The sequence below is a fragment of the Pseudomonas lundensis genome, from assembly GCF_015377145.2.
GTDB lineage: Bacteria > Pseudomonadota > Gammaproteobacteria > Pseudomonadales > Pseudomonadaceae > Aquipseudomonas > Aquipseudomonas lundensis.
In genome coordinates this window covers 3,922,977-3,945,619 of record NZ_CP062158.2, presented here as the reverse complement: position 1 = coordinate 3,945,619, position 22,643 = coordinate 3,922,977, and the positions used below count along the sequence as shown (strand labels likewise).

Genomic DNA, 22,643 nt, shown 5'->3' with positions numbered 1-22,643 from the left:
CACTGCTTTGGAGGTGCACATGGAACACTGGAAACGCACGATCGAAAGAGCCAATCGCTGTTTCGCTGAAGGCGAGCTGGTGGATGCGCGCGAGCACTACTTGCAAGCGCTGGCGCTGGCTCAAGTGTTGTTTGAGCGCTGGAGTGATGCTGACCAAGCAGTGGCGGCCTGCGTGATTTCGCATCACAACCTGGCGGACGTGCATTTACGCCTTAATCAGCCGGAAGAGAGCGTTGAGTACTTATGCTCGATTCATCAGCGGTTGCTGCAAACCGTCCAGAACCCACGACTTAAGCCTGAGCTGCGAGAAGCCGCGCTGCGTCAGAGCAGTAAAACCTATGTCGAGTTATTGAATTTCATCAGTGAGCATGGCGAGTACCCGCGCTCAGACCTGTTGCTCAAGCGCAACGTTACTCAATCCAGCCACGCATTCTCAACGGTCAGCGGCCAACCTTCAGGAGTCCATTGATATGACGTACACCTTGCCTGCACTGCCTTACGCCTATGACGCACTTGAGCCACACATCGATGCGCAGACCATGGAGATCCATTACACCAAGCATCATCAGACGTACATCAACAACCTCAATGCTGCCGTAGAAGGCACGGAGTGGGCGCAATGGCCTGTGGAAAAACTGGTGGCCAGTGTGCACCAGCTCCCTGAAAACCTGCGCGCAGCGGTTATCAATCAGGGCGGCGGCCACGCTAACCACTCGTTGTTCTGGGAGGTCATGAGCCCCAGCGGGGGTGGTAAACCCGATGGCGCGTTGGCAAAGGCCATGGATGAACAGTTGGGTGGGCTGCAAGCATTTAAGGACGCGTTTACCAAGGCTGCGCTGACCCGGTTTGGCAGTGGCTGGGCGTGGTTGAGCGTGACGCCGCACAAAACTCTGGTGATTGAAAGCAGTGGCAATCAGGACAGCCCGCTGATGAGCGGCAACACCCCGATTCTGGGACTGGATGTGTGGGAGCACGCGTATTACCTGCGTTACCAGAATCGACGGCCTGAATACATCAATGCGTTTTATAACGTGATTAATTGGCCCGAAGTAGCACGCCGCTACCAAGCAGCTATGGTCTAAGGCTACTCACAAGGATTCAGGCGGATATGGGCACGCAAATTTTGGCGGTCGGCGGCGTGCGAATGTTTCGCTATGCCCTCGGTACGCTGTTGCTGTTGGCGGGCACTGCGCTGTTGGTGGCCAAAGGATTGGTCTGGCTGGACCTCGAGCCCAAAATGCTCAGAGCCCTGCAAGGCGGGGCGTTGTGTGCGCTGGGTACGGCGCTGGGTGCTGTGCCGGTACTGGTGATTCGCAACATGCCGGTGGCGGTCAGCGATACGTTGTTGGGCTTTGGTGCCGGGGTCATGCTGGCGGCCACGGCGTTTTCGCTGGTTGTGCCGGGCATTGCAGCGGCTGAAAGTCTGGGGTTGTCTGCGTGGGCATCCAGCGGGCTGGTGTGTGCGGGCATTCTGTTGGGCGCCCTGTGTTTGTTTCTGGTGGACCTGAAAGTGTCGGGTGCCGGGCCGGACGTTATTGTCAGCCGTCCGGGTGAGCCCGTCATAGCACCGCGCATTTGGCTGTTCGTCATTGCGATCGTGGCGCATAACATTCCGGAAGGTATGGCGGTGGGCGTTTCGGCGGGCGGCGGTATGCCGGACGCCGACAGCCTGGCGATGGGGATTGCGTTGCAGGATGTGCCGGAGGGGTTGGTCATTGCCTTGGTGCTGGCGGGTGCGGGCATGTCGCGGATCAGGGCGTTCTTGATTGGTGCCGCGTCCGGGCTGGTGGAGCCGGTATTCGCGATGTTGTGTGCCTGGCTGGTGAATTTGGCCGAGCTTCTATTGCCGCTGGGGCTGGCGCTGGCCGCGGGAGCGATGCTGCTTGTGGTGACGCAAGAGGTGATTCCGGAATCGCGGCGTAACGGTCACGAAAAACTGGCGAGCGTTGGGCTCTGCATCGGGTTCTGCGTGATGATGGTCATGGACACTGCGCTGGGGTAGAGCCATGCGGCGCAGTCAGGTTCGCTGTCTCGGTAGGTACGAGGCGGCGAAGGATTGCGCAGCAAGCCTGGGTCTGTGAGCTCTCAATCACGCCCTCGGCAACCTCGCGGTAGCCGTTATTCACCTTCATCAAAGAAGTTATTGATCAGGGCCACCAGTGCATCCATGGCTTCCTGCTCCTGTTCGCCTTCGGTCTTTAAATGAATGGTCGTACCTTTGCCCGCGGCAAGCATCATCATGGCCATGATGCTTTTGCCATCGACCATGGACTCCGGCGTACGGCCTGCTCGCACCTGACAAGGAAACCGACCTGCTACCCCGACGAACTTGGCAGATGCCCGAGCGTGCAAGCCCAATTTGTTGATGATTTCGATTTCCAGAGCAGGCATCGCGGGGTAGATCCTTTCAAGTAAGGTCGCGGTGGCGAACCTGGACGTTTTTCAGGGTTTCTTGCAGGCACTTGCCCAGTCGTTCGGTGAGGTATACAGAGCGGTGATGCCCGCCGGTGCAACCGATACCGATGGTCACATAAGCACGATTGCTCGCGGCAAAACGCGGCAGCCATTTAAGCAGGTAGCTGGAAATGTCCTGGAACATCTCTTCAACATCTGGCTGGGCGGCCAAATAATCGGCCACCGGTTGATCAAGCCCCGATTGCTCACGCAACTCGGGTTTCCAGTACGGGTTGGGCAGGCAGCGCACATCAAAGACCAGATCGGCATCCACCGGCATCCCGCGCTTGAAGCCAAACGACTCCACCAGAAAGGCCGTACCGGGTTCGGGTTTGTTCAGCAGGCGCAACTTGATGGTGTCGCGCAGTTGGTAGAGGTTCAGGTTGGTCGTGTTGATCGTGAGGTCTGCCAGATCAACGATGGGGCCAAGCAGTTTTGTTTCATCGCGGATGGCTTCTGCCAGCGAGCGACTGGCGCTGCTCAGCGGGTGCCTGCGGCGGGTCTCGGAGAAGCGCTTGAGCAGGGTTTCTTCGTCTGCGTCCAGGTACAACACGTCACACTGAATATGACGGTTGCGCACTTCTTCGAGCAATTGTGGAAAGCGCGATAAATGGCTGGGCAAGTTACGCGCATCAATCGAGACCGCCACCAGCGGCTGTGCGAGTTCAGTGTGAATCAACGCACGCTCGGCCAGCTCGGGAAGCAAGCCTGCGGGCAGGTTGTCGATGCAATAGAAACCGTTGTCTTCGAGGACGGCGAGGGCGGTGCTTTTACCGGAGCCGGAGCGTCCGCTGACAATGACTAAGCGCATGATTAATGACCGTTCTGTACGTCCAGAACAACCTGATACAGCGCTTCGTTGCTTTGTGCACTGCGCAGTTTTTCCCGCACGTCTTTGCGATCGAGCATGCTGGCGATCTGCCTGAGCAGTTCCAGGTGTGCATCGGTGGCCGCTTCTGGCACCAGCAATACGAACAACAGGTCGACCGGCGCGCCATCGATGGCGTCGAAATCTATAGGGGCGTCAAGGTGGAGCAGGGCGCTCACAGGCGCCTCGCAGCCTTTGAGGCGACAGTGGGGGATTGCAATGCCGTTACCAAAACCGGTTGAACCCAGTTTTTCACGGGCAATCAGACTTTCATAAACATCCTGCATGTCGAGACCAGGCACTTCTCGGCTGATCAGGTTGGCAATGTATTCAAGGGCTTTCTTTTTGCTGCCGCCCGGCACGTTCACGTGGGAACGGCCGGGGGTCAGGATGTTTTCAAGTCGAATCATGGGTATGGGGTTTTAACGACCGGTCGCGCCTTGCAGCTGGCTGAGGGTCTTTTCCTTTTGCTTTTTCAGTTGGCGATCAAGCTTGTCGGCGAGCAGGTCAATAGCGGCATACATGTCGGTATGCTCAGCATTTGCGACAACTTCCCCTGGCCCTACGGGTATGTGCAGGGTCGCTTCGATTTTGTGGAGCAGCTTTTCTACGGTAAGAATCACACTCACGTTAGTGATTTTGTCGAAGTGACGCTCCAGCCGGTCCAGTTTTTCGCCGATGTAAGTGCGCAGCGGTTCGGTCACTTCCAGATGCTGTCCACTGATGTTGACTTGCATATAGTTTCTCCTTCGATGCCATTACATAAAGCGGCAGGCTGGCAAGCCTGCCACTGAAACGCAGTGGCCCGTTGCTTACATCAAACGCTTACGCTCGCTAGACGGCGCAATCCCAAGGGATTCGCGGTACTTGGCGACCGTGCGACGGGCTACCTGAATACCTTGTGCCTCCAGTAAACCAGCGATCTTACTGTCACTCAACGGCTTTTTCTGATTTTCAGCTGCGACCAGTTTTTTGATGATCGCGCGGATCGCCGTGGACGAGCATTCACCGCCTTCGGAGGTGCTTACATGGCTGGAGAAAAAGTACTTGAGTTCATAGATACCGCGCGGGGTATGCATGAATTTCTGGGTGGTTACCCGTGAAATGGTCGATTCGTGCATGCCGACGGCTTCTGCAATGTCATGCAACACAAGCGGCTTCATGGCTTCATCGCCGTATTCCAGAAACCCGCGCTGATGTTCGACAATTTGTGTCGCCACTTTCATCAGGGTTTCGTTGCGGCTTTGCAGGCTTTTGATGAACCAGCGCGCTTCTTGCAGCTGGTTGCGCATGAAGGTGTTATCGGCACTGGTGTCGGCGCGTCGCACGAAACCCGCGTATTGGGCATTGACCCGCAGGCGCGGTACCGATTCCTGATTGAGTTCTACCAGCCAGCGTTCGTTGTCCTTGCGTACGATGACGTCCGGTACAACGTATTCAGGCTCAGTGGACTCGATTTGCGAACCTGGACGCGGATTAAGGCTTTGTACCAGCTCGATGACCTGGCGCAGCTCGTCTTCCTTGAGCTTCATGCGGCGCATCAGCTGGCTGTAGTCGCGGGCGCCCAGCAGATCGATGTGGTCCGTTACCAACCGCTTGGCGTCGTCGAGCCAAGGCGTAGTTGCAGGCAATTGGCGCAGCTGCAACAACAGGCATTCGCCCAGATTGCGTGCGCCGATGCCGGCCGGTTCGAATTGCTGGATACGGTGCAGGACGGCTTCGATTTCATCGAGCTCAATGTCCAGTTCCGGGTCAAAGGCTTCGAGAATTTCTTCGAGGGTTTCGTCGAGGTAGCCCTGCGTGTTAATGCAGTCGATGAGGGTCACGCCAATGAGCCGGTCGGTGTCCGACATGGGCGCCAGATTCAACTGCCAGAGTAAATGGCTTTGCAGGCTTTCACCGGCCGACGTGCGTGTAGTGAAATCCCACTCGTCATCGTCGTTGCTGGGCAGGCTGCTGGCACTGGTCTGGTAAACGTCTTCCCAGGCCGTATCGACGGGCAGCTCGTTGGGAATGCGATCGTTCCATTCACCTTCCTCCAGGTTATCCACAGTGGTTGCGGACTCCTGTTGATAGGAGGGTTCTTGAATTTCGCTGGCGGGTTTTTGCTCGATGTTGTCGGCCAAGGGGTCCGAATTGTCGAAGTCTTCGCCTTCTTCCTGGCGTTCGAGCATCGGGTTGGATTCCAGGGCCTCCTGGATTTCCTGTTGCAGGTCCAGGGTCGACAATTGGAGCAGGCGTATGGCTTGTTGCAGCTGAGGTGTCATTGTCAGCTGCTGGCCCATTCTCAGGACTAGCGATGGTTTCATGGCAGGGGCTTAACACCTTATTCGCCGGCGCGCATGGCGCCATCCACTACAAGGGCGCGTGAGCGCCAAACATAAGCAAATTATATGCCTGAAACCGTAGCGTTTGCCTAGAGGCGTTTACAATTCGTCAGGCTGGCCGGAGCAAAATTGAAAACACCTTCAAGGCATGTACAAGCGTAAGGGCTTACAAGCGGAACTCATTGCCCAGATACACTTCTCTCACCAATTTGTTGGCCAGAATCGTTTCAGCGTCGCCTTCAGCAATCAGTTGTCCGTCATTTACGATGTAGGCAGTTTCGCAAATATCGAGTGTTTCACGAACGTTGTGATCGGTGATCAGCACGCCAATGCCTTTGGCCTTGAGGTGGTGAATGATCTGCTTGATGTCGCCCACGGAGATGGGGTCAACACCGGCAAAGGGTTCATCGAGCAGAATGAACTTGGGGGCGGTAGCCAGTGCGCGGGCGATTTCCACCCGGCGGCGCTCGCCACCCGACAGGCTCATGCCCAGGTTGTCGCGGATGTGGTTGATGTGGAATTCCTGCAACAGGCTTTCCAGCTCCTTGCGACGACCTGCTTTGTCGAGCTCCTTGCGTGTCTCAAGAATCGCCATGATGTTATCGGCGACCGAGAGCTTGCGGAAAATGGAGGCTTCCTGCGGCAGATAACCGATACCGGCGCGTGCGCGGCCGTGCATGGGTTGGTGGCTGACATCCAGGTCGTCGATCAGCACGCGACCCTGGTCAGCCTGCACCAGGCCCACAATCATGTAAAAGCAGGTGGTCTTGCCGGCGCCGTTAGGGCCGAGCAGGCCCACGATCTGCCCGCTGTCGATCGACAGGCTGACATCGCGCACCACCTGACGGCTCTTGTAGCTTTTAGCCAAATGCTGGGCTTTAAGAGTTGCCATTACTTGGCCTTCGCGTCAGTTTTTTTCTTCGGCTGGATCACCATGTCGATGCGCGGACGAGGAGCAGTCACGCTGCTACCGTTGGCGCGACCGGCGTTGGCCACTTGCTTGACCGTGTCGTAGACGATTTTCTCGCCTTCAGTGGTGTTGCCGTCGTTGATCACTTTGGCCTTGTCGATCAGGACGATGCGGTTTTGCGGTGCATGGTACTGAATGGTCACTGCGTAGGCTTTGACCGGAACCGGGTCAGTGGCTTTTTGCAGTTGTTCGAAGTAGGCCAGATTGCCGATCGAGGTCACGACGTCAATTTCGCCAGCCGCGTTGCGGGTGATCGTGACGGTATTGCCGGTAATTTTCATCGAGCCTTGCGTGATGATGACGTCGCCCTTGTAGGTTGCGACGCCTTTCTTGTCATCCAGCTGCGCTTCGTTGGCCTGAATACGGATAGGCTGTTCGGTGTCGTTCGGCAGAGCCCAGGCGCTCACGCTTCCCAGTGCTGCGCTCAAGCTGAGCAATAAAGGGAGGGTTTTAACGAGACTCATACTGTCCTCTTACGTTGGACAGCAGGTCCATCCTGCCGTCTTTCAAATATGCTTTCATTCCCTTGGCAGTGGTCACACCGCCAGCGCCGTCGATTCTAACGGCTTGCTCGGTCTGCGCATATTGCTTCTGTGGGAATACTGTCATGCGTGAGCTGGTGATAATCAGCTCGCGGTTGCGTTCGTCGGTGCGGGCGACACGTACCGAGTCGATCAGCTCGACCTCCGTGCCGTCCGGGTTGACCTCGCCGCGCTCACTTTGAACATGCCACGGGAACGTGGTTCCGCGGTACATCTGCAGGTCCGGGTTGGTCAGCAGCGTCACTTCGGAAGCCTTGAGGTGTTCAACCTTGTCGGACGTCATTTCATATTGCAGCTTGCCGTCCGGCAAATACTGAAGGCTGTGGGCGTTGATGGCGTAATAGTCGATCGCGTGCTCATCCACCGCCACGGCAGGTTTGTCGAGGAAGCGTTCCGGGCTGATATTCCAGTAGCCCACGGCTGCAAACAGCGCCGCAATGACACCGAATAACAGGAAATTGCGAATTTTTTTACTCAGCATAGAAAGCTCTATAAGTAGGCCGCGTGAGCGGCATCCAGACGGCCTTGGGCGCGCAGGATCAGTTCGCAGAATTCACGTGCGGCGCCTTCACCGCCGCGTGCCTGGGTAATACCGTGGGCGTGCTCGCGTACGAAACTGGCGGCATTGGCCACAGCCATGCCCAGGCCTACGCGACGGATAACCGGTAAATCCGGCAGGTCGTCGCCCAGATAGGCAACCTGTTCATAGCTTAGGTTGAGTTGGCCGAGAAGCTCGTCCAATACCACCAATTTATCTTCTCGACCCTGATACAGGTGCGCGATACCCAGGTTTTGCGCGCGACGCTCAACGACCGGAGTCTTGCGACCACTGATGATTGCCGTCTGAACGCCGGCTGCCATCAGCATCTTGATGCCCTGGCCGTCGAGGGTATTGAAGGTCTTGAACTCGCTGCCGTCTTCAAGGAAGTACAGCCGGCCATCAGTCAGTACACCGTCAACGTCGAAAACGGCGAGCTTGATGGCTTTGCCGCGTTTGAGCAAATCGTTGGTCATTACATCACTCCTGCGCGCAACAAATCGTGCATGTTCAAGGCACCGACTGGGCGGTCGTCCTTGTCGACGACAACCAGCGCGCTGATTTTATGGTCTTCCATGATTTTAAGGGCCTCGGCGGCGAGCATGTCGGCGCGGGCTGTTTTGCCGTGAGGTGTCATCACCGTATCGATAGTCGCGTTGCGGATATCGATTTCGCGATCCAGCGTGCGGCGCAAGTCGCCGTCGGTGAAGATCCCGGCCAGTGTGCCGTCCGCTTCAGTGACAACGGTCATGCCCAGCCCTTTATGGGTCATCTCCATCAGGGCGTCCCTGAGCAGCGTGCCGCGTACCACTTGAGGCAGTTCATCACCCGAGTGCATGACATTTTCAACTTTAAGCAGCAAGCGGCGACCCAGTGCACCGCCAGGGTGCGAGAAGGCGAAATCCTCAGCCGTGAACCCGCGGGCTTCGAGCAAGGCAATGGCCAGCGCATCGCCCAGTACCAGCGTGGCCGTGGTCGATGACGTAGGCGCCAGGTTCAATGGGCAGGCTTCTTGGGCCACGCGGGCATCCAGGCTAACGTCGGCAGCCTTGGCCAGCGGGGACTCGGGATTGCCAGTCATGCTGATGAGCTGGATGCCGAGGCGTTTGATAAGAGGGAGCAATGTGACGATCTCGGCGGTGGAGCCCGAGTTCGACAGCGCGAGGATGATGTCGTCGCGGGTAATCATGCCCATGTCGCCGTGGCTGGCTTCGGCCGGGTGAACAAAGAAAGCCGTGGTGCCGGTGCTGGCCAGGGTGGCGGCGATTTTATTGCCGATATGCCCGGACTTGCCCATGCCGACTACGACGACTCGACCCTTGCTCGCTAGAATCATCTCGCAAGCGCGTACGAAATCAGCGTCGATCCGGGGCAGTAAATCTTCTACGGCTTCCAGTTCGAGGCGGATGGTGCGTTGTGCAGATTGAATCAGGTCGCTGGATTGGCTCATGTTTGAAGTCGGGTAGCCTGAGAAAAGGCGGCGATTATAGCGGTTCTGAGCAATTCCCTCACGTGTGTTCGTCATGCTTTGTTGTCTCATGCAACAAAGCTCTACTGGACTTTAGGATGATTTACTCATTTTTCACTGTCCTTAACCTGAATGGGCACTCCTTCGGCCTTTGGCGGTCAGTAACAGCAGTGATATAGTTCGCCGCCAGTTCGGCCCGCTCAAGGAACGCGCGCTTCCTGAAAAGAAGCTTGATGTCCGGTTAGAGGCAGAGGCTGCATCGCAAGGAGTTTAGATGAGTGCCGATAACGCCTACGCGGTCGAGCTGAAGGGAGTTTCCTTCAAGCGCGGTTCGCGCAGCATTTTCAATAACGTCGATATTCGTATCCCGCGTGGCAAAGTCACGGGGATCATGGGTCCGTCCGGCTGCGGCAAGACCACCCTGTTGCGCTTGATGGGCATGCAACTGCGTCCCAGCAACGGCGAAGTGTGGGTCAACGGCCAGAACCTGCCGACCCTGTCGCGCAGCGATCTGTTCGACGCGCGCAAGCATATGGGCGTGCTGTTTCAGAGCGGCGCCCTGTTTACCGATCTGGATGTATTCGAAAACGTTGCCTTCCCGCTGCGCGTGCATACCGAGCTGCCGGAAGAAATGATCCGCGACATCGTGCTGCTCAAGTTGCAGGCGGTCGGGTTGCGCGGAGCCATTGACCTGATGCCGGACGAGCTGTCTGGCGGTATGAAACGCCGTGTGGCGCTGGCTCGCGCCATCGCGCTGGATCCGCAAATCCTGATGTACGACGAACCGTTTGTCGGCCAGGACCCCATTGCCATGGGGGTGCTGGTGCGCCTTATCCGTCTGCTGAATGACGCATTGGGCATCACCAGTATTGTGGTTTCTCACGATTTGGCCGAAACAGCGAGCATTGCCGACTATTTATACGTAGTGGGCGATGGTCAGGTGCTGGGGCAGGGTACGCCGCAAGAGTTGATGAATGCCGATAACCCGCGCATCCGTCAGTTCATGACTGGCGATCCCGACGGTCCGGTTCCGTTTCACTTTCCGGCGTCGGACTACCGAACCGATCTTCTGGGGAAGCGCTGATGCGCAAACAATCAATGTTGGACCGCGTCGGATTGTTCGGCCGGGCCGGGATCGACATGGTCTCGGTACTGGGGCGTTCGACGATTTTCCTGTTTCACGCATTGCTGGGGCGCGGCGGAATCGGCGGCGGGTTTGGGCTGTTGCTCAAGCAACTGCATTCCGTGGGTGTCATGTCTCTGGTCATCATCGTGGTTTCCGGCGTCTTCATCGGCATGGTGCTGGCGCTGCAAGGCTTCAGCATCCTGTCCAGCTATGGCTCGGAGCAGGCGGTGGGGCAGATGGTGGCCCTGACCCTGTTGCGTGAGCTGGGGCCGGTGGTGACCGCGCTGTTGTTCGCCGGTCGGGCCGGGTCTGCACTGACCGCTGAAATCGGCAACATGAAATCGACCGAGCAACTGTCCAGCCTGGAAATGATTGGTGTCGATCCGCTGAAATACATCATTGCGCCGCGGATGTGGGCCGGGTTCATTTCTCTGCCTGTGCTGGCCATGATTTTCAGCGTGGTCGGGATTTGGGGCGGTTCGTGGGTGGCGGTGGACTGGCTGGGGGTCTATGACGGCTCCTACTGGGCCAATATGCAGAACAGCGTGACCTTCACCGGTGACGTGCTTAACGGGATCATCAAAAGCATCGTTTTTGCCTTTGTAGTGACCTGGATTGCCGTGTTTCAAGGTTATGACTGCGAGCCCACTTCAGAGGGGATCAGCCGTGCCACTACCAAGACCGTGGTGTATGCCTCATTGGCTGTACTCGGGCTGGACTTTATTTTGACCGCCTTGATGTTTGGAGATTTCTGATGCAAAACCGCACCATGGAAATCGGTGTCGGCCTGTTCCTGCTGGCTGGCATCCTGGCTTTGCTGTTGCTCGCCCTACGGGTCAGTGGACTGTCCCCGACCGCCAGCAGTGACACCTACAAGCTGTATGCCTACTTCGACAATATTGCCGGCCTGACCGTGCGCGCCAAGGTGTCCATGGCGGGCGTCACCATCGGCAAGGTGACCGCGATCGACCTGGACCGTGACAACTTCACGGCCCGCGTCACGCTGCAGATCGAAAAAGACGTGGATAACCTGCCGGTGGATTCGACAGCGTCTATTCTCACGGCAGGCCTGCTGGGTGAGAAATACATCGGTATTAGCGTGGGCGGGGAGGATGAGCTGCTCAAGAACGGCGGAACTATTCACGACACCCAGTCGTCACTGGTTCTGGAAGACCTGATCGGCAAGTTCCTGCTCAATACCGTTAGCAAAGACGCCAAATAAGGAGTGTTTCGATGATTTCTCTCTTGCGCCGTGGCCTGCTGGTTGTTTTGGCGGCCGCACTTCCTCTGATGGCGAATGCAGCACCGGGGCAATCGGCCCACGACATCGTTCAAGACACCACCACACGTTTGCTGGCTGACCTGACGGCCAACAAAGAGCAATACAAACAAAACCCGAGCAAGTTTTACGATGCCCTGAACACTATTGTCGGGCCCGCGGTGGATGTGGAAGGCATCTCCAAAAGCATCATGACCGTCAAGTACTCGCGCAAGGCAACGCCAGCACAAATGCAGCGGTTCCAGGAGAACTTCAAGCGCAGCCTCATGCAGTTCTACGGCAATGCCTTGCTGGAGTTCAAAAACCAGGGCATCACTGTTAGCCCGCCCAAGAATGAATGCAACGATTCCACCGGTGATAAGAAGTGCGATCGCACTAGCGTTGACATGATCGTTAAAGGCGATAACGGCGCGACTTACCCGTTGTCCTACACCCTTAACAAGGTGAACGGCGAGTGGAAAGTACGTAACGTGATCGTCAATGGCATCAACATCGGCAAGTTGTTCCGTGATCAATTCGCCGATGCCATGCAGAAAAACGGCAACGATCTGGATAAGACCATTGATAACTGGGCTGGCGAAGTGGCCAAGGTCAAGCAAGAGACTGACAAGGCCATCGACAAATGAGTGAGGGTGCCGTGACCCTGGCCGGTGAAAGCGAGCTGCGCCTCAGTGGCGTGCTTGACTACCAGACCGGCCCCCGCTTACGTAAGGAAGGCCAGGCGCTGATCAAAAAAGCGCTGGCCAAATCCCTTGTGGTGGATTGCTCGGCCGTCACCAAATCCAGCAGCGTCGGTTTGTCGTTGCTGCTGTGTTTTATCCGTGACGCACAAGCCCTGAACAAGCCATTGAGCATTCGTGCCATGCCTGAAGACATGCGCGAAATCGCTCAGGTTTCGGGCCTGACCGAGCTATTGGCACATCATTAATCGCCATTTATAGAGAAGCCCCCCGTCAGAGTCCTGTTCAGCGGGGTTCGCAGGCGCGGGGCTTTTTTGTATGATGGCCGACCCGCGCGCGTTGGGCGCCGATTGAGGTTGAGCATGCAGGCCGTAGAAGTGAAGAGCTTTCTTGAGGGAAAGCTGCCTGGAACCCAGGTAGAAGTTGAGGGCGAAGGCTGCAACTTTCAGCTGAACGTGATTAGTGACGAACTGGTGGCCTTGAGCCCGGTGAAACGTCAACAAAGCATCTATGCCCATTTGAACCCGTGGATCGCTGATGGCAGCATCCATGCGGTCACTATGAAATTCTTCAGCAGCGCGGCCTGGGCCGAGCGCACCTGAGCCCCCTGAGCCCATTGGCGTCGAGATTGTTATGGATAAATTGATTATTACCGGCGGTGCCCGTCTAGATGGCGAGATCCGCATTTCCGGGGCGAAAAACTCTGCCCTGCCGATTCTGGCTGCGACCCTGCTGTGCGATGGCCCGGTGACCGTGGCCAACCTGCCGCACCTGCATGACATCACCACCATGATCGAGCTCTTCGGCCGCATGGGCATTGAGCCGGTGATCGATGAGAAGCTGTCGGTCGAAATCGACCCGAACACCATCAAAACCCTGATCGCCCCGTACGAACTGGTTAAGACCATGCGTGCTTCGATCCTGGTACTGGGCCCGATGGTTGCCCGTTTCGGTGAAGCTGAAGTGGCGTTGCCTGGCGGTTGCGCCATCGGTTCGCGTCCGGTTGACCTGCACATCCGCGGCCTTGAAGCCATGGGCGCGGTGATCGACGTTGAAGGCGGCTACATCAAGGCCAAGGCGCCCGAAGGCGGCTTGCGTGGCGCCAACTTCTTCTTCGATACCGTCAGCGTGACCGGTACTGAAAACATCATGATGGCCGCAGCACTGGCCAAAGGCCGCAGCGTTCTGCAAAACGCGGCCCGTGAACCTGAAGTGGTTGACTTGGCCAACTTCCTGAACGCCATGGGCGCCAAGGTCAGCGGTGCGGGTACCGACACCATCACCATCGATGGCGTTGAGCGTCTGCACTCTGCCACTTACCGCGTGATGCCGGACCGTATCGAAACCGGTACTTACCTGGTGGCTGCTGCCGTGACCGGCGGCCGTGTGAAGGTCAAGGACACCGATCCGACCATCCTCGAAGCCGTGCTTGAGAAACTCAAGGAAGCGGGCGCCGAGATCACCACCGGCGAAGACTGGATCGAGCTGAACATGCACGGCAAGCGTCCTAAGGCCGTCAATGTGCGTACCGCTCCTTACCCGGCGTTCCCGACCGACATGCAGGCACAGTTCATCTCGTTGAACGCCATTGCTGAAGGCACCGGCGCCGTGATCGAGACCATCTTCGAAAACCGCTTCATGCACGTGTACGAACTGCACCGCATGGGCGCCAAGATCCAGGTCGAAGGCAACACGGCCATCGTGACCGGCACTGAAACACTCAAGGGCGCGCCTGTGATGGCCACCGACCTGCGTGCGTCGGCCAGCCTGGTGATTTCGGCACTGGTGGCCGAAGGCGATACCTTGATCGACCGCATTTACCACATAGACCGTGGTTACGAGTGCATCGAAGAAAAACTGCAAATGCTGGGTGCCAAAATCCGCCGCGTTCCGGGCTAGTTTTTGGTAACAGGCATCAGGGCACACGGACTGTGTCCAGCCGCCAGGTGACGTAACGGTGTTGACGCGTTACCTTACTTGGCCTCGAATCGTTCAAGTCGAGCCTGATTATCAGGCTCGACGTTTGTCCGGCGCCGATTGCGCCCGGGCATAAGTACCCTGATAAGGACTTACGTTTCCCATGCTGACCATTGCATTGTCCAAGGGCCGTATCCTTGACGACACCCTGCCGCTTCTGGCTGAAGCGGGCATCGTGCCGACCGAGAATCCGGACAAAAGCCGCAAGCTGATCATTCCGACCTCCCAGCCAGACGTACGTTTGCTGATCGTGCGCGCCACTGACGTACCCACTTACGTTGAGCATGGCGCCGCCGACCTGGGCGTTGCCGGTAAAGACGTACTGATGGAGTACGGCGGTCAGGGCCTGTATGAGCCACTGGACCTGCGCATTGCCCAGTGCAAGCTGATGACAGCCGGTGCCGTGGGTGCCGTCGAGCCTAAAGGCCGCCTGCGCGTGGCGACCAAGTTCGTCAACGTGGCCAAGCGTTATTACGCTGAACAGGGCCGTCAGGTCGACATCATCAAGCTGTATGGCTCGATGGAGCTGGCACCGCTGATCGGTCTGGCCGACAAAATCATCGACGTGGTCGATACCGGTAACACCTTGCGCGCCAATGGCCTGGAACCCCAGGACTTCATTGCCGCCATCAGCTCTCGCCTGGTGGTTAACAAGGCTTCCATGAAAATGCAGCACGCCCGCATTCAAGCCCTGATCGATACCCTGCGCAAAGCAGTGGAATCCCGACACCGCGGCTGACTCACCCGCGCGTCTCCGGGCGCGCCCATCTATCCGTGTAAAAGCCAGAAATCTCAGGTACCCGCGCGGATGGCTTGGTAGTCTTGCGGTGCCTGAGCTGTGCAATATCCTGAATTCTAAGCATTCGCCAATTACCGAGGCCCTCGCTATGACCGCTCCCACTGCAATTCGCCGTCTCAACGCTGCTGATCCGGATTTCGCGCAGCATCTGGATCATCTGCTGAGCTGGGAAAGTGTGTCTGACGACTCGGTCAACCAGCGCGTGCTCGACATCATCAAGGCCGTGCGTGAGCGTGGCGATGCGGCGCTGGTGGAATTCACCCAGCGCTTCGACGGCCTGGAAGTGGCCTCGATGGCGGATCTGATCCTGCCTCGTGAGCGCCTGGAACTGGCCTTGACCCGCATCACTGCCGAGCAGCGCGAGGCGCTGGAAAAAGCCGCCCAACGCGTGCGCAGCTACCACGAAAAGCAAAAGCAGGACTCCTGGACCTACACCGAAGCCGACGGCACGGTGCTCGGGCAAAAAGTCACGCCGCTGGACCGTGCCGGTTTGTATGTGCCGGGCGGCAAGGCGTCGTACCCGTCGTCGGTGCTGATGAACGCGATCCCGGCCAAGGTGGCCGGTGTAACCGAAGTGGTCATGGTCGTGCCGACCCCGCGGGGTGAACTCAACGAACTGGTGCTGGCTGCCGCCTGCATTGCGGGCGTGGACCGGGTATTCACCATCGGCGGCGCGCAGGCGGTTGCCGCGCTGGCTTATGGCACCGAAAGCGTCCCTAAAGTCGACAAAGTCGTCGGGCCGGGCAACATTTATGTCGCCACTGCCAAGCGCCACGTGTTTGGTCAGGTCGGTATCGACATGATCGCCGGGCCGTCGGAGATTCTGGTGGTGTGTGATGGCCAGACCGACCCGGACTGGATCGCCATGGACCTGTTTTCCCAGGCCGAGCACGACGAAGACGCCCAGGCGATTCTGGTCAGCCCCGATGCCGCGTTCCTCGACAAGGTCGCCGCCAGCATTGCCAAACTGTTGCCGACCATGGACCGCGCCGAGATCATCAACACCTCAATCAATGGCCGTGGCGCGCTGATTCTGGTGGACGACATGCAGCAGGCCATCGACGTGGCCAACCGTATCGCCCCGGAACACCTGGAGTTGTCGGTTGCCGATCCCCAGGCGTGGTTGCCGCAGATTCGCCACGCAGGTGCAATCTTCATGGGTCGTCACACCTCAGAAGCGCTGGGTGATTATTGCGCGGGCCCTAACCATGTGTTGCCGACCTCGGGCACGGCGCGTTTCTCCTCGCCGTTGGGGGTCTATGACTTCCAGAAGCGTTCATCGATCATTTTTTGCTCCGAACAAGGCGCTTCCGAGTTGGGCAAGACGGCTTCGGTCCTGGCCCGTGGCGAGTCGTTGACCGGCCACGCCCGCAGTGCCGAGTACCGGATCATTGCTGACAAAAAGGGGCAATAAGCATGAGCAAATTCTGGAGTTCTTTTGTTAAAGACCTGGTGCCTTACGTGCCGGGCGAGCAGCCGAAACTGACCCGACTGGTCAAGCTCAACACCAACGAAAACCCTTACGGCCCTTCGCCCAAAGCCCTTGCGGCCATGCAGGCCGAGCTCAATGACAACCTGCGCTTGTACCCGGACCCGAACAGCGACCTGCTCAAGCAGGCGGTGGCCAGCTATTACGGCGTGCAGCCCCGTCAGGTGTTTTTGGGCAACGGCTCGGACGAAGTGCTGGCCCATGTCTTCAATGGCTTGTTTCAGCACGACCAGCCGTTGTTGTTTCCGGACATCAGCTACAGCTTTTATCCGGTGTATTGCGGGCTGTACGGCATCGAGTTCGAGTCCGTAGCGCTGGATGCACAGTTCCAGATCCAGCCGACCGATTACGCCAGACCCAATGGCGGCATCATCTTCCCGAACCCGAATGCGCCGACGGGTTGCCTGCTGGCGCTGGAGGCTATCGAGCAGATACTCAACGCCAACCCGGACTCGGTGGTGGTGGTCGACGAAGCCTACATCGACTTTGGCGGGCAGACGGCAATCAGCCTGGTGGATCGTTACCCGAACCTGCTGGTGACCCAAACCCTGTCCAAATCCCGCTCGCTGGCAGGTCTGCGGGTAGGGCTCGCGGTAGGGCATCCCGACCTGATCGAGGCGCTGGAGCGCATCAAAAACAGCTTCAACTCCTATCCGCTGGACCGCCTGGCGATAGTCGGTGCAGCTGCGGCGTTCGAGGATCGTGACTATTTCGAGCAGACCTGCAAGGCCGTCATCGACAGCCGTGAACAGCTGGTCGGGCAACTTGAGGGGCTGGGGTTTGAGGTGCTGCCGTCAGCGGCCAACTTCATCTTCGCCCGCCACCCGGAGCACGATGCCGCGGCGCTGGCCGCCAAGTTGCGTGCACAAGGTGTGATCGTGCGCCACTTCAAGCAATTGCGGATCGACCAGTTCCTGCGCATCACCATCGGCACGCCGGAGCAGAACGCAGCGCTGATTGAGGGGTTGTCAGGCGTTTAATCAGACAGTATTGCCGCTGCCCATGACGTGAGTGTCACCAGGGCAGCGGCCGTACGAAGTGCGTTTATTCCTGCTGCGGCGGCTGTTCCTGTGGTGGACGCAAGCCCACTTCGGCCGTCAGTTTCAGCTCTTTGCCATTACGCATCACTTGAATGCTGATTTTCTCCGACGGCTTGATTCGCGCCACCTGGTTCATTGAGCGACGACCGTCGCTGGCGGGGGCGCCATCGATGCTCAGAATCACATCACCCAGCTGCAGACCCGCTTTTTGCGCCGGGCCATCACGGAAAATCCCCGCCACGACAATCCCCGGACGACCGCTCAGGCCGAACGATTCGGCCAGGTCCGGGGTCAACGGTTGCACTTCAATCCCCAACCAGCCACGAATCACTTGGCCGTGTTCGATGATCGACTTCATGACCTCCATCGCCAGATTGATCGGGATGGCAAAGCCGATACCTTGAGAGCCGCCGGATTTGGTGAAAATAGCCGTGTTGATGCCGGTCAGGTTGCCATTGGCGTCCACCAGTGCGCCGCCGGAGTTACCCGGATTGATCGCTGCATCGGTCTGGATGAAGTCTTCGTAGTTGTTCAGCCCCAGCTGGTTACGGCCGGTGGCACTGATGATGCCCATGGTCGTGGTCTGGCCGACCCCAAACGGGTTGCCGATTGCCAGTGCAATGTCACCGATGCGCAGGCTGTCGGAGCGACCAATGGTAATGGCCGGCAGGTTTTTCAGATCAATCTTGAGCACCGCCAGGTCGGTTTCCGGGTCGCTGCCGATCACTCGGGCCAGGGTTTCACGCCCGTCCTTGAGGGCCACGACGATCTGGTCGGCGTTCAGCACCACGTGGTTATTGGTGAGCAAATACCCTTCGGGGCTCATCAATACCGCCGAGCCGAGGCTCGATTCCATGCGTTTTTGCTTGGGGGCGTTGTTGCCGAAAAAGTGACGGAACTGCGGGTCTTCAAACAAGGGGCGGGCGTTGCGGTTCACCACCTTGGTGGTGTACAGGTTGGCCACGGCTGGCGCGGCGCGCACCACCGCATCGGCGTAGGTGACCGGCCCTTGCTGCGCATAATTGGTTTGCGGCGCCTGTTGCAGATTAACGTCCAGACTCGGCAGCCCGACCCATTGCGGGTAGCGCTGAATAATCAGCAAAGCGATAAGAACGCCGGCCAGCAGTGGCCAGCCAAAGAAACGCAAAGCCTTGAGCATTGAACTAAGTCCTGAAGGTTGCAGAGCCACCATGACGGCCCATAATGGCGGCCATTATACGAGGGCTGCGCGCCTCTGAACGCTATATTTAGGAGTCTTTTATGGCCGTCGCCTTGAGCACGCTGGTCGAAGAAGCAAATCGATACCTCAATTGCGCTGCAATCAGCGATTACTGCCCCAACGGCTTGCAGGTTGAGGGGCGGCCGCAAGTGCTGCGCATCGTCAGCGGTGTGACGGCCAGTCAAGCCTTGCTGGATGCGGCTGTGGAGGCCGGGGCTGATCTGGTGCTGGTGCATCACGGTTACTTCTGGAAAGGTGAAGACCCGTGCGTCACCGGCATGAAGCAGCGTCGCCTTAAAACCCTGCTCAAGCACGACATCAGCTTGTTGGCCTACCACTTGCCGCTCGACCTGCACCCGGACGTGGGCAACAACGTTCAACTGGCGCGGCAACTGGACATCACCGTTGAAGGGCCGCTGGATCCCGACAATGCCAAAGTGGTAGGGCTGGTGGGCTCGTTGGCTGAGCCCATGACGGCGCGGGACTTTGCCAGACGGGTGCAAGACGTACTGGGGCGCGAACCACTGGTGATAGAAGGCAGCCCAATGATACGGCGTGTCGGCTGGTGCACCGGAGGCGGGCAGGGTTACATCGATCAAGCCGTCCAGGCCGGCGTTGACCTGTACCTCAGCGGGGAAGCGTCCGAGCAGACCTTTCACAGCGCCCGTGAAAACGACATCAGCTTCATAGCCGCCGGGCATCACGCGACCGAGCGGTATGGCGTGCAAGCGCTGGGTGATTACCTCGCCCGACGTTTTGCGCTGGAGCACCTGTTCATCGACTGCCCCAACCCGATCTAGCCGCTCACTGACAGGCGCGGTCGCTGCAGGTTTCTGACAGCCTGCAGCGCTTTTTCAGTGGCGCTGAGCCCAAACCCCGCGATCTATTCTTAGACTTTTTCGATCTAGTTGGCGCCCTCAATATAAGAAGGTGCTGTGCTAGCATTCTCCGCTCGAACACGGCCCGCAGGCCGTTCATAAGATAGCTTTCGTGAGTAGCCATGGTCGACAAACTGACGCACCTGAAACAGCTGGAGGCGGAAAGCATCCACATCATCCGCGAGGTGGCTGCCGAGTTCGATAACCCGGTAATGCTGTACTCGATCGGTAAAGATTCCGCCGTGATGCTGCACCTTGCTCGCAAGGCTTTTTTCCCTGGCAAGCTGCCGTTTCCGGTGATGCATGTCGACACGCAGTGGAAATTCCAGGAGATGTACCGCTTCCGCGACAAGATGGTCGCCGAGCTGGGCCTGGACTTGATCACTCACGTCAACCCGGACGGTGTGGCGCAGGGCATCAACCCGTTTACCCATGGCAGTGCCAAGCACACGGACATCATGAAAACCGAGGGCCTGAAACAGGCGCTCGATAAGTACGGCTTTGATGCGGCCTTCGGTGGCGCACGCCGCGACGAAGAAAAATCCCGCGCCAAAGAGCGCGTGTACTCGTTCCGTGACAGCAAACACCGCTGGGATCCGAAGAACCAGCGGCCTGAACTGTGGAACGTCTACAACGGCAACGTTAACAAGGGCGAATCGATCCGCGTCTTCCCGTTGTCGAACTGGACCGAACTCGATATCTGGCAGTACATCTACCTCGAAGGCATTCCGATTGTGCCGCTGTACTTCGCCGCTGAGCGTGAAGTCATCGAGAAAAACGGCACCCTGATCATGATCGATGACGAGCGCATCCTTGAGCACCTGTCTGACGAAGACAAGGCGCGCATCGTCAAGAAGAAAGTCCGTTTCCGTACGCTGGGTTGCTACCCGCTGACCGGCGCGGTGGAATCGGAGGCTGAAAGCCTGACCGACATCATCCAGGAAATGCTCCTGACGCGAACTTCCGAGCGCCAGGGCCGAGTCATCGATCACGATGGCGCAGGCTCCATGGAAGATAAAAAACGTCAAGGTTATTTCTAAGGGGTTGTCATGTCGCACGTATCTGATTTGATCAGCGAGGACATCCTCGCCTACCTGGGCCAGCACGAACGCAAAGAGATGTTGCGCTTTCTGACCTGCGGCAACGTCGATGACGGCAAAAGCACCCTGATCGGGCGCTTGCTGCACGACTCCAAGATGATCTACGAAGATCACCTGGAAGCCATTACCCGCGATTCGAAAAAAAGCGGCACCACGGGCGATGACATCGACCTGGCGCTACTGGTGGATGGCCTGCAAGCCGAGCGCGAACAGGGCATTACCATTGACGTGGCCTACCGTTACTTTTCCACGGCCAAGCGCAAATTCATCATTGCCGACACCCCGGGCCATGAGCAGTACACCCGCAACATGGCCACGGGCGCATCGACCTGTGATCTGGCCATTATCTTGGTGGATGCCCGTTACGGCGTGCAAACCCAGACGCGCCGCCACAGCTTTATCGCGTCGTTGCTGGGCATCAAACACATCGTGGTCGCCATCAACAAGATGGACCTCAAAGGGTTTGACGAAGGCGTCTTCGAGTCGATCAAGGCGGACTACTTGAAGTTTGCCGAAGGCTTGAAGATGAAGCCGAGCAGCCTGCATTTTGTTCCGATGTCGGCGCTCAAGGGCGACAACGTGGTGAACAGAAGCGAGCGTTCGCCGTGGTACACCGGCCAATCGTTGATGGAAATTCTTGAAACCGTCGAGGTGGCGGCCGACCGCAACCTGACCGACCTGCGTTTCCCCGTGCAATACGTCAACCGTCCCAACCTGAACTTCCGGGGATTTGCCGGCACGCTGGCCAGCGGCATCGTGCGCAAGGGCGATGAAGTGATGGTATTGCCATCGGGCAAGAGCAGCCGGGTCAAATCCATCGTCACGTTTGAAGGTGAGTTGGAGCACGCCGGGCCGGGTCAGGCGATCACCCTGACCATGGAAGACGAGATCGATATTTCGCGTGGTGACTTGCTGGTACACGCCGACAGCGTACCGCCGGTGACTGATACCTTCGACGCCATGCTGGTGTGGATGGCCGAAGAACCCATGCTGCCGGGCAAAAAGTACGACATCAAGCGCGCGACCAGCTACGTGCCGGGCTCCATCGCGAGCATCATCAACAAGGTCGATGTCAACACACTGGAAGAAGGCCCGGCCAGCGCGTTGCAACTGAACGAAATCGGCAAGGTCAAGATCAGCCTCGACGCACCCATTGCGCTGGACGGTTACGACAGCAACCGCACCACGGGCTCGTTCATCATCATTGATCGCCTGACCAATGGCACCGTGGGCGCAGGCATGATCGTTGCCCAGCCGGTCAGCCATGGCAGCACTGGCCATCATGGCGAGCTGGCTCACGTGACGACTCAAGAGCGTGCGCAACGCTTCGGTCAGCAACCGGCGACCGTGTTGTTCAGCGGCCTGTCGGGCGCGGGTAAAAGCACGCTGGCCTATGCCGTTGAGCGCAAGTTGTTCGACATGGGGCGTGCGGTGTTTGTGCTGGATGGCCAGAACCTGCGTCATGACTTGAACAAGGGGTTGGCACAAGACCGCGCCGGACGCACAGAAAACTGGCGTCGTGCGGCCCATGTCGCGCGCCAGTTCAATGAGGCGGGTCTGCTGACGCTGGCCGCCTTTGTGGCGCCGGACGCACAAGGCCGTGATCAGGCCAAAGCGTTGATTGGCGATGATCGCCTGATCACCGTGTATGTGCAGGCGTCACCTGCCGTATGCGCCGAACGTGATCCACAAGGGTTGTACGCAGCGGGTGGTGACAACATTCCGGGTGAGTCCTTCCCGTATGACGTTCCGCTCGATGCAGACCTGGTGGTGAACACGCAGGCGCTGACGGTTGATGAAGGCGTCAAGTTGGTGCTGGACCTGTTGCGTCAACGCGGCGCGATTTAAGCCGCACTGAAAAAGCCCGCTGCCGAGGGATCGGTGGCGGG

Annotated in this window: 27 protein-coding genes; 16 read left to right on the top strand and 11 right to left on the bottom strand. The window is 58.2% G+C overall.

Annotated elements, in window-relative coordinates:
- The first annotated feature begins 19 nt into the window (after window positions 1-19).
- The 3 genes from IF654_RS18615 to IF654_RS18605 are packed head-to-tail and all read left to right on the top strand — an operon-like array spanning window position 20 to window position 2,002.
- Complete coding sequence (locus tag IF654_RS18615) at window positions 20-469, top strand: hypothetical protein (RefSeq protein WP_047275418.1); 450 nt, start codon at window positions 20-22, stop codon at window positions 467-469.
- A 1-nt stretch (window position 470) separates the two neighbouring features.
- On the top strand, window positions 471-1,082 hold the full coding sequence (locus IF654_RS18610) for a superoxide dismutase (protein ID WP_194862157.1): 612 nt from the start codon (window positions 471-473) through the stop codon (window positions 1,080-1,082).
- 26 nt (window positions 1,083-1,108) lie between these two features.
- A complete protein-coding gene (locus tag IF654_RS18605) occupies window positions 1,109-2,002 on the top strand; it encodes a ZIP family metal transporter (protein WP_047273360.1) in 894 nt (297 codons plus the stop codon).
- A gap of 116 nt (window positions 2,003-2,118) precedes the next feature.
- Here the strand turns inward: IF654_RS18605 and IF654_RS18600 are convergent, their stop codons facing one another.
- From IF654_RS18600 to IF654_RS18555, 10 genes are all read right to left on the bottom strand, one after another.
- On the bottom strand, window positions 2,119-2,391 hold the full coding sequence (locus IF654_RS18600) for an HPr family phosphocarrier protein (RefSeq protein WP_047273361.1): 273 nt from the start codon (window positions 2,389-2,391) through the stop codon (window positions 2,119-2,121).
- Between the two features lie 16 nt (window positions 2,392-2,407).
- A complete protein-coding gene (gene rapZ, locus IF654_RS18595) occupies window positions 2,408-3,265 on the bottom strand; it encodes an RNase adapter RapZ (RefSeq protein WP_047273362.1) in 858 nt (285 codons plus the stop codon).
- Between the two features lie 2 nt (window positions 3,266-3,267).
- Entirely contained in the window at window positions 3,268-3,732 is a 465-nt protein-coding gene (gene ptsN, locus IF654_RS18590; protein WP_047273363.1) for a PTS IIA-like nitrogen regulatory protein PtsN, read from the bottom strand.
- 12 nt (window positions 3,733-3,744) lie between these two features.
- Window positions 3,745-4,059 carry a ribosome hibernation-promoting factor, HPF/YfiA family gene (gene hpf / locus IF654_RS18585; RefSeq protein ID WP_047273364.1) on the bottom strand — a complete coding sequence of 105 codons (315 nt, stop codon included), beginning with the start codon at window positions 4,057-4,059 and terminating at the stop codon, window positions 3,745-3,747.
- Between the two features lie 75 nt (window positions 4,060-4,134).
- Window positions 4,135-5,631: an RNA polymerase factor sigma-54 gene (locus IF654_RS18580; RefSeq protein ID WP_047273365.1), complete on the bottom strand. Its 1,497-nt coding sequence runs from the start codon at window positions 5,629-5,631 to the stop codon at window positions 4,135-4,137.
- Window positions 5,632-5,815: 184 nt separating this feature from the next.
- A complete protein-coding gene (lptB, locus tag IF654_RS18575) occupies window positions 5,816-6,541 on the bottom strand; it encodes an LPS export ABC transporter ATP-binding protein (RefSeq protein WP_047273366.1) in 726 nt (241 codons plus the stop codon).
- Window positions 6,541-7,083, bottom strand: a complete 543-nt coding sequence (gene lptA / locus IF654_RS18570; protein ID WP_047273367.1) for a lipopolysaccharide transport periplasmic protein LptA — start codon at window positions 7,081-7,083, stop codon at window positions 6,541-6,543. Before lptA ends, lptB begins: the two co-directional genes overlap by 1 nt.
- Window positions 7,070-7,642, bottom strand: a complete 573-nt coding sequence (gene lptC, locus IF654_RS18565) for an LPS export ABC transporter periplasmic protein LptC (RefSeq protein WP_047273368.1) — start codon at window positions 7,640-7,642, stop codon at window positions 7,070-7,072. Before lptC ends, lptA begins: the two co-directional genes overlap by 14 nt.
- Window positions 7,643-7,650: 8 nt before the next feature.
- Window positions 7,651-8,175, bottom strand: a complete 525-nt coding sequence (locus IF654_RS18560) for a KdsC family phosphatase (protein ID WP_047273369.1) — start codon at window positions 8,173-8,175, stop codon at window positions 7,651-7,653.
- Window positions 8,175-9,149, bottom strand: coding sequence for a KpsF/GutQ family sugar-phosphate isomerase (locus tag IF654_RS18555; RefSeq protein WP_047273370.1), 975 nt, complete (start codon window positions 9,147-9,149; stop codon window positions 8,175-8,177). Before IF654_RS18555 ends, IF654_RS18560 begins: the two co-directional genes overlap by 1 nt.
- Before the next feature lie 292 nt (window positions 9,150-9,441).
- Here IF654_RS18555 and IF654_RS18550 point away from each other — a divergent pair, with 292 nt between their 5' ends.
- The 10 genes from IF654_RS18550 to hisC all read left to right on the top strand — a co-directional run bounded on the left by IF654_RS18550 (window position 9,442) and on the right by hisC (window position 17,497).
- Complete coding sequence (locus tag IF654_RS18550) at window positions 9,442-10,251, top strand: ATP-binding cassette domain-containing protein (RefSeq protein WP_047273371.1); 810 nt, start codon at window positions 9,442-9,444, stop codon at window positions 10,249-10,251.
- Complete coding sequence (gene mlaE / locus IF654_RS18545) at window positions 10,251-11,048, top strand: lipid asymmetry maintenance ABC transporter permease subunit MlaE (RefSeq protein ID WP_047273372.1); 798 nt, start codon at window positions 10,251-10,253, stop codon at window positions 11,046-11,048. The genes IF654_RS18550 and mlaE overlap by 1 nt, the downstream gene beginning before the upstream one ends.
- On the top strand, window positions 11,048-11,515 hold the full coding sequence (gene mlaD, locus IF654_RS18540) for an outer membrane lipid asymmetry maintenance protein MlaD (protein ID WP_047273373.1): 468 nt from the start codon (window positions 11,048-11,050) through the stop codon (window positions 11,513-11,515). Before mlaE ends, mlaD begins: the two co-directional genes overlap by 1 nt.
- Window positions 11,516-11,526: 11 nt before the next feature.
- A complete protein-coding gene (locus tag IF654_RS18535) occupies window positions 11,527-12,198 on the top strand; it encodes an MlaC/ttg2D family ABC transporter substrate-binding protein (protein ID WP_047273374.1) in 672 nt (223 codons plus the stop codon).
- On the top strand, window positions 12,195-12,500 hold the full coding sequence (locus IF654_RS18530) for an STAS domain-containing protein (RefSeq protein WP_047273375.1): 306 nt from the start codon (window positions 12,195-12,197) through the stop codon (window positions 12,498-12,500). The genes IF654_RS18535 and IF654_RS18530 overlap by 4 nt, the downstream gene beginning before the upstream one ends.
- Window positions 12,501-12,614: 114 nt before the next feature.
- On the top strand, window positions 12,615-12,854 hold the full coding sequence (locus tag IF654_RS18525) for a BolA family protein (RefSeq protein WP_003439919.1): 240 nt from the start codon (window positions 12,615-12,617) through the stop codon (window positions 12,852-12,854).
- A 31-nt stretch (window positions 12,855-12,885) separates the two neighbouring features.
- A complete protein-coding gene (murA, locus tag IF654_RS18520) occupies window positions 12,886-14,151 on the top strand; it encodes a UDP-N-acetylglucosamine 1-carboxyvinyltransferase (RefSeq protein ID WP_047273376.1) in 1,266 nt (421 codons plus the stop codon).
- 181 nt (window positions 14,152-14,332) lie between these two features.
- Window positions 14,333-14,968, top strand: a complete 636-nt coding sequence (gene hisG / locus IF654_RS18515) for an ATP phosphoribosyltransferase (RefSeq protein ID WP_047273377.1) — start codon at window positions 14,333-14,335, stop codon at window positions 14,966-14,968.
- 148 nt (window positions 14,969-15,116) lie between these two features.
- Window positions 15,117-16,442: a histidinol dehydrogenase gene (gene hisD, locus IF654_RS18510; protein WP_047280037.1), complete on the top strand. Its 1,326-nt coding sequence runs from the start codon at window positions 15,117-15,119 to the stop codon at window positions 16,440-16,442.
- A gap of 2 nt (window positions 16,443-16,444) precedes the next feature.
- A complete protein-coding gene (gene hisC, locus IF654_RS18505) occupies window positions 16,445-17,497 on the top strand; it encodes a histidinol-phosphate transaminase (RefSeq protein WP_047273379.1) in 1,053 nt (350 codons plus the stop codon).
- A gap of 64 nt (window positions 17,498-17,561) precedes the next feature.
- Here the strand turns inward: hisC and algW are convergent, their stop codons facing one another.
- A complete protein-coding gene (gene algW, locus IF654_RS18500) occupies window positions 17,562-18,716 on the bottom strand; it encodes a Do family serine endopeptidase AlgW (RefSeq protein ID WP_047273380.1) in 1,155 nt (384 codons plus the stop codon).
- Between the two features lie 101 nt (window positions 18,717-18,817).
- On the opposite strand from algW, the gene IF654_RS18495 reads away from it, so the two are divergent.
- From IF654_RS18495 to cysN, 3 genes are all read left to right on the top strand, one after another.
- The gene (locus IF654_RS18495) at window positions 18,818-19,576 is read left to right on the top strand and encodes a Nif3-like dinuclear metal center hexameric protein (RefSeq protein WP_047273381.1); all 759 of its coding nucleotides are present in this window, start codon (window positions 18,818-18,820) and stop codon (window positions 19,574-19,576) included.
- Between the two features lie 200 nt (window positions 19,577-19,776).
- Complete coding sequence (gene cysD, locus IF654_RS18490; protein ID WP_047273382.1) at window positions 19,777-20,694, top strand: sulfate adenylyltransferase subunit CysD; 918 nt, start codon at window positions 19,777-19,779, stop codon at window positions 20,692-20,694.
- Window positions 20,695-20,703: 9 nt separating this feature from the next.
- Entirely contained in the window at window positions 20,704-22,602 is a 1,899-nt protein-coding gene (gene cysN, locus IF654_RS18485) for a sulfate adenylyltransferase subunit CysN (protein WP_047273383.1), read from the top strand.
- Window positions 22,603-22,643 lie beyond the last annotated feature (41 nt).

Bases quoted from the DNA above. Each gene is read 5' to 3' on its own strand.
- IF654_RS18550 (WP_047273371.1), top strand. From the start codon at position 9,442: ATGAGTGCCGATAACGCCTACGCGGTCGAGCTGAAGGGAGTTTCCTTC.
- mlaD (WP_047273373.1), top strand. From the start codon at position 11,048: ATGCAAAACCGCACCATGGAAATCGGTGTCGGCCTGTTCCTGCTGGCT.
- IF654_RS18610 (WP_194862157.1), top strand. From the start codon at position 471: ATGACGTACACCTTGCCTGCACTGCCTTACGCCTATGACGCACTTGAG.
- lptA (WP_047273367.1), bottom strand. From the start codon at position 7,083: ATGAGTCTCGTTAAAACCCTCCCTTTATTGCTCAGCTTGAGCGCAGCA.
- lptB (WP_047273366.1), bottom strand. From the start codon at position 6,541: ATGGCAACTCTTAAAGCCCAGCATTTGGCTAAAAGCTACAAGAGCCGT.
- IF654_RS18525 (WP_003439919.1), top strand. From the start codon at position 12,615: ATGCAGGCCGTAGAAGTGAAGAGCTTTCTTGAGGGAAAGCTGCCTGGA.
- IF654_RS18615 (WP_047275418.1), top strand. From the start codon at position 20: ATGGAACACTGGAAACGCACGATCGAAAGAGCCAATCGCTGTTTCGCT.
- IF654_RS18600 (WP_047273361.1), bottom strand. From the start codon at position 2,391: ATGCCTGCTCTGGAAATCGAAATCATCAACAAATTGGGCTTGCACGCT.
- IF654_RS18535 (WP_047273374.1), top strand. From the start codon at position 11,527: ATGATTTCTCTCTTGCGCCGTGGCCTGCTGGTTGTTTTGGCGGCCGCA.
- IF654_RS18560 (WP_047273369.1), bottom strand. From the start codon at position 8,175: ATGACCAACGATTTGCTCAAACGCGGCAAAGCCATCAAGCTCGCCGTT.
- mlaE (WP_047273372.1), top strand. From the start codon at position 10,251: ATGCGCAAACAATCAATGTTGGACCGCGTCGGATTGTTCGGCCGGGCC.
- algW (WP_047273380.1), bottom strand. From the start codon at position 18,716: ATGCTCAAGGCTTTGCGTTTCTTTGGCTGGCCACTGCTGGCCGGCGTT.
- lptC (WP_047273368.1), bottom strand. From the start codon at position 7,642: ATGCTGAGTAAAAAAATTCGCAATTTCCTGTTATTCGGTGTCATTGCG.
- IF654_RS18605 (WP_047273360.1), top strand. From the start codon at position 1,109: ATGGGCACGCAAATTTTGGCGGTCGGCGGCGTGCGAATGTTTCGCTAT.
- ptsN (WP_047273363.1), bottom strand. From the start codon at position 3,732: ATGATTCGACTTGAAAACATCCTGACCCCCGGCCGTTCCCACGTGAAC.
- IF654_RS18555 (WP_047273370.1), bottom strand. From the start codon at position 9,149: ATGAGCCAATCCAGCGACCTGATTCAATCTGCACAACGCACCATCCGC.
- hisG (WP_047273377.1), top strand. From the start codon at position 14,333: ATGCTGACCATTGCATTGTCCAAGGGCCGTATCCTTGACGACACCCTG.
- hpf (WP_047273364.1), bottom strand. From the start codon at position 4,059: ATGCAAGTCAACATCAGTGGACAGCATCTGGAAGTGACCGAACCGCTG.
- rapZ (WP_047273362.1), bottom strand. From the start codon at position 3,265: ATGCGCTTAGTCATTGTCAGCGGACGCTCCGGCTCCGGTAAAAGCACC.
- hisC (WP_047273379.1), top strand. From the start codon at position 16,445: ATGAGCAAATTCTGGAGTTCTTTTGTTAAAGACCTGGTGCCTTACGTG.
- murA (WP_047273376.1), top strand. From the start codon at position 12,886: ATGGATAAATTGATTATTACCGGCGGTGCCCGTCTAGATGGCGAGATC.
- hisD (WP_047280037.1), top strand. From the start codon at position 15,117: ATGACCGCTCCCACTGCAATTCGCCGTCTCAACGCTGCTGATCCGGAT.
- cysD (WP_047273382.1), top strand. From the start codon at position 19,777: ATGGTCGACAAACTGACGCACCTGAAACAGCTGGAGGCGGAAAGCATC.
- cysN (WP_047273383.1), top strand. From the start codon at position 20,704: ATGTCGCACGTATCTGATTTGATCAGCGAGGACATCCTCGCCTACCTG.
- IF654_RS18580 (WP_047273365.1), bottom strand. From the start codon at position 5,631: ATGAAACCATCGCTAGTCCTGAGAATGGGCCAGCAGCTGACAATGACA.
- IF654_RS18495 (WP_047273381.1), top strand. From the start codon at position 18,818: ATGGCCGTCGCCTTGAGCACGCTGGTCGAAGAAGCAAATCGATACCTC.
- IF654_RS18530 (WP_047273375.1), top strand. From the start codon at position 12,195: ATGAGTGAGGGTGCCGTGACCCTGGCCGGTGAAAGCGAGCTGCGCCTC.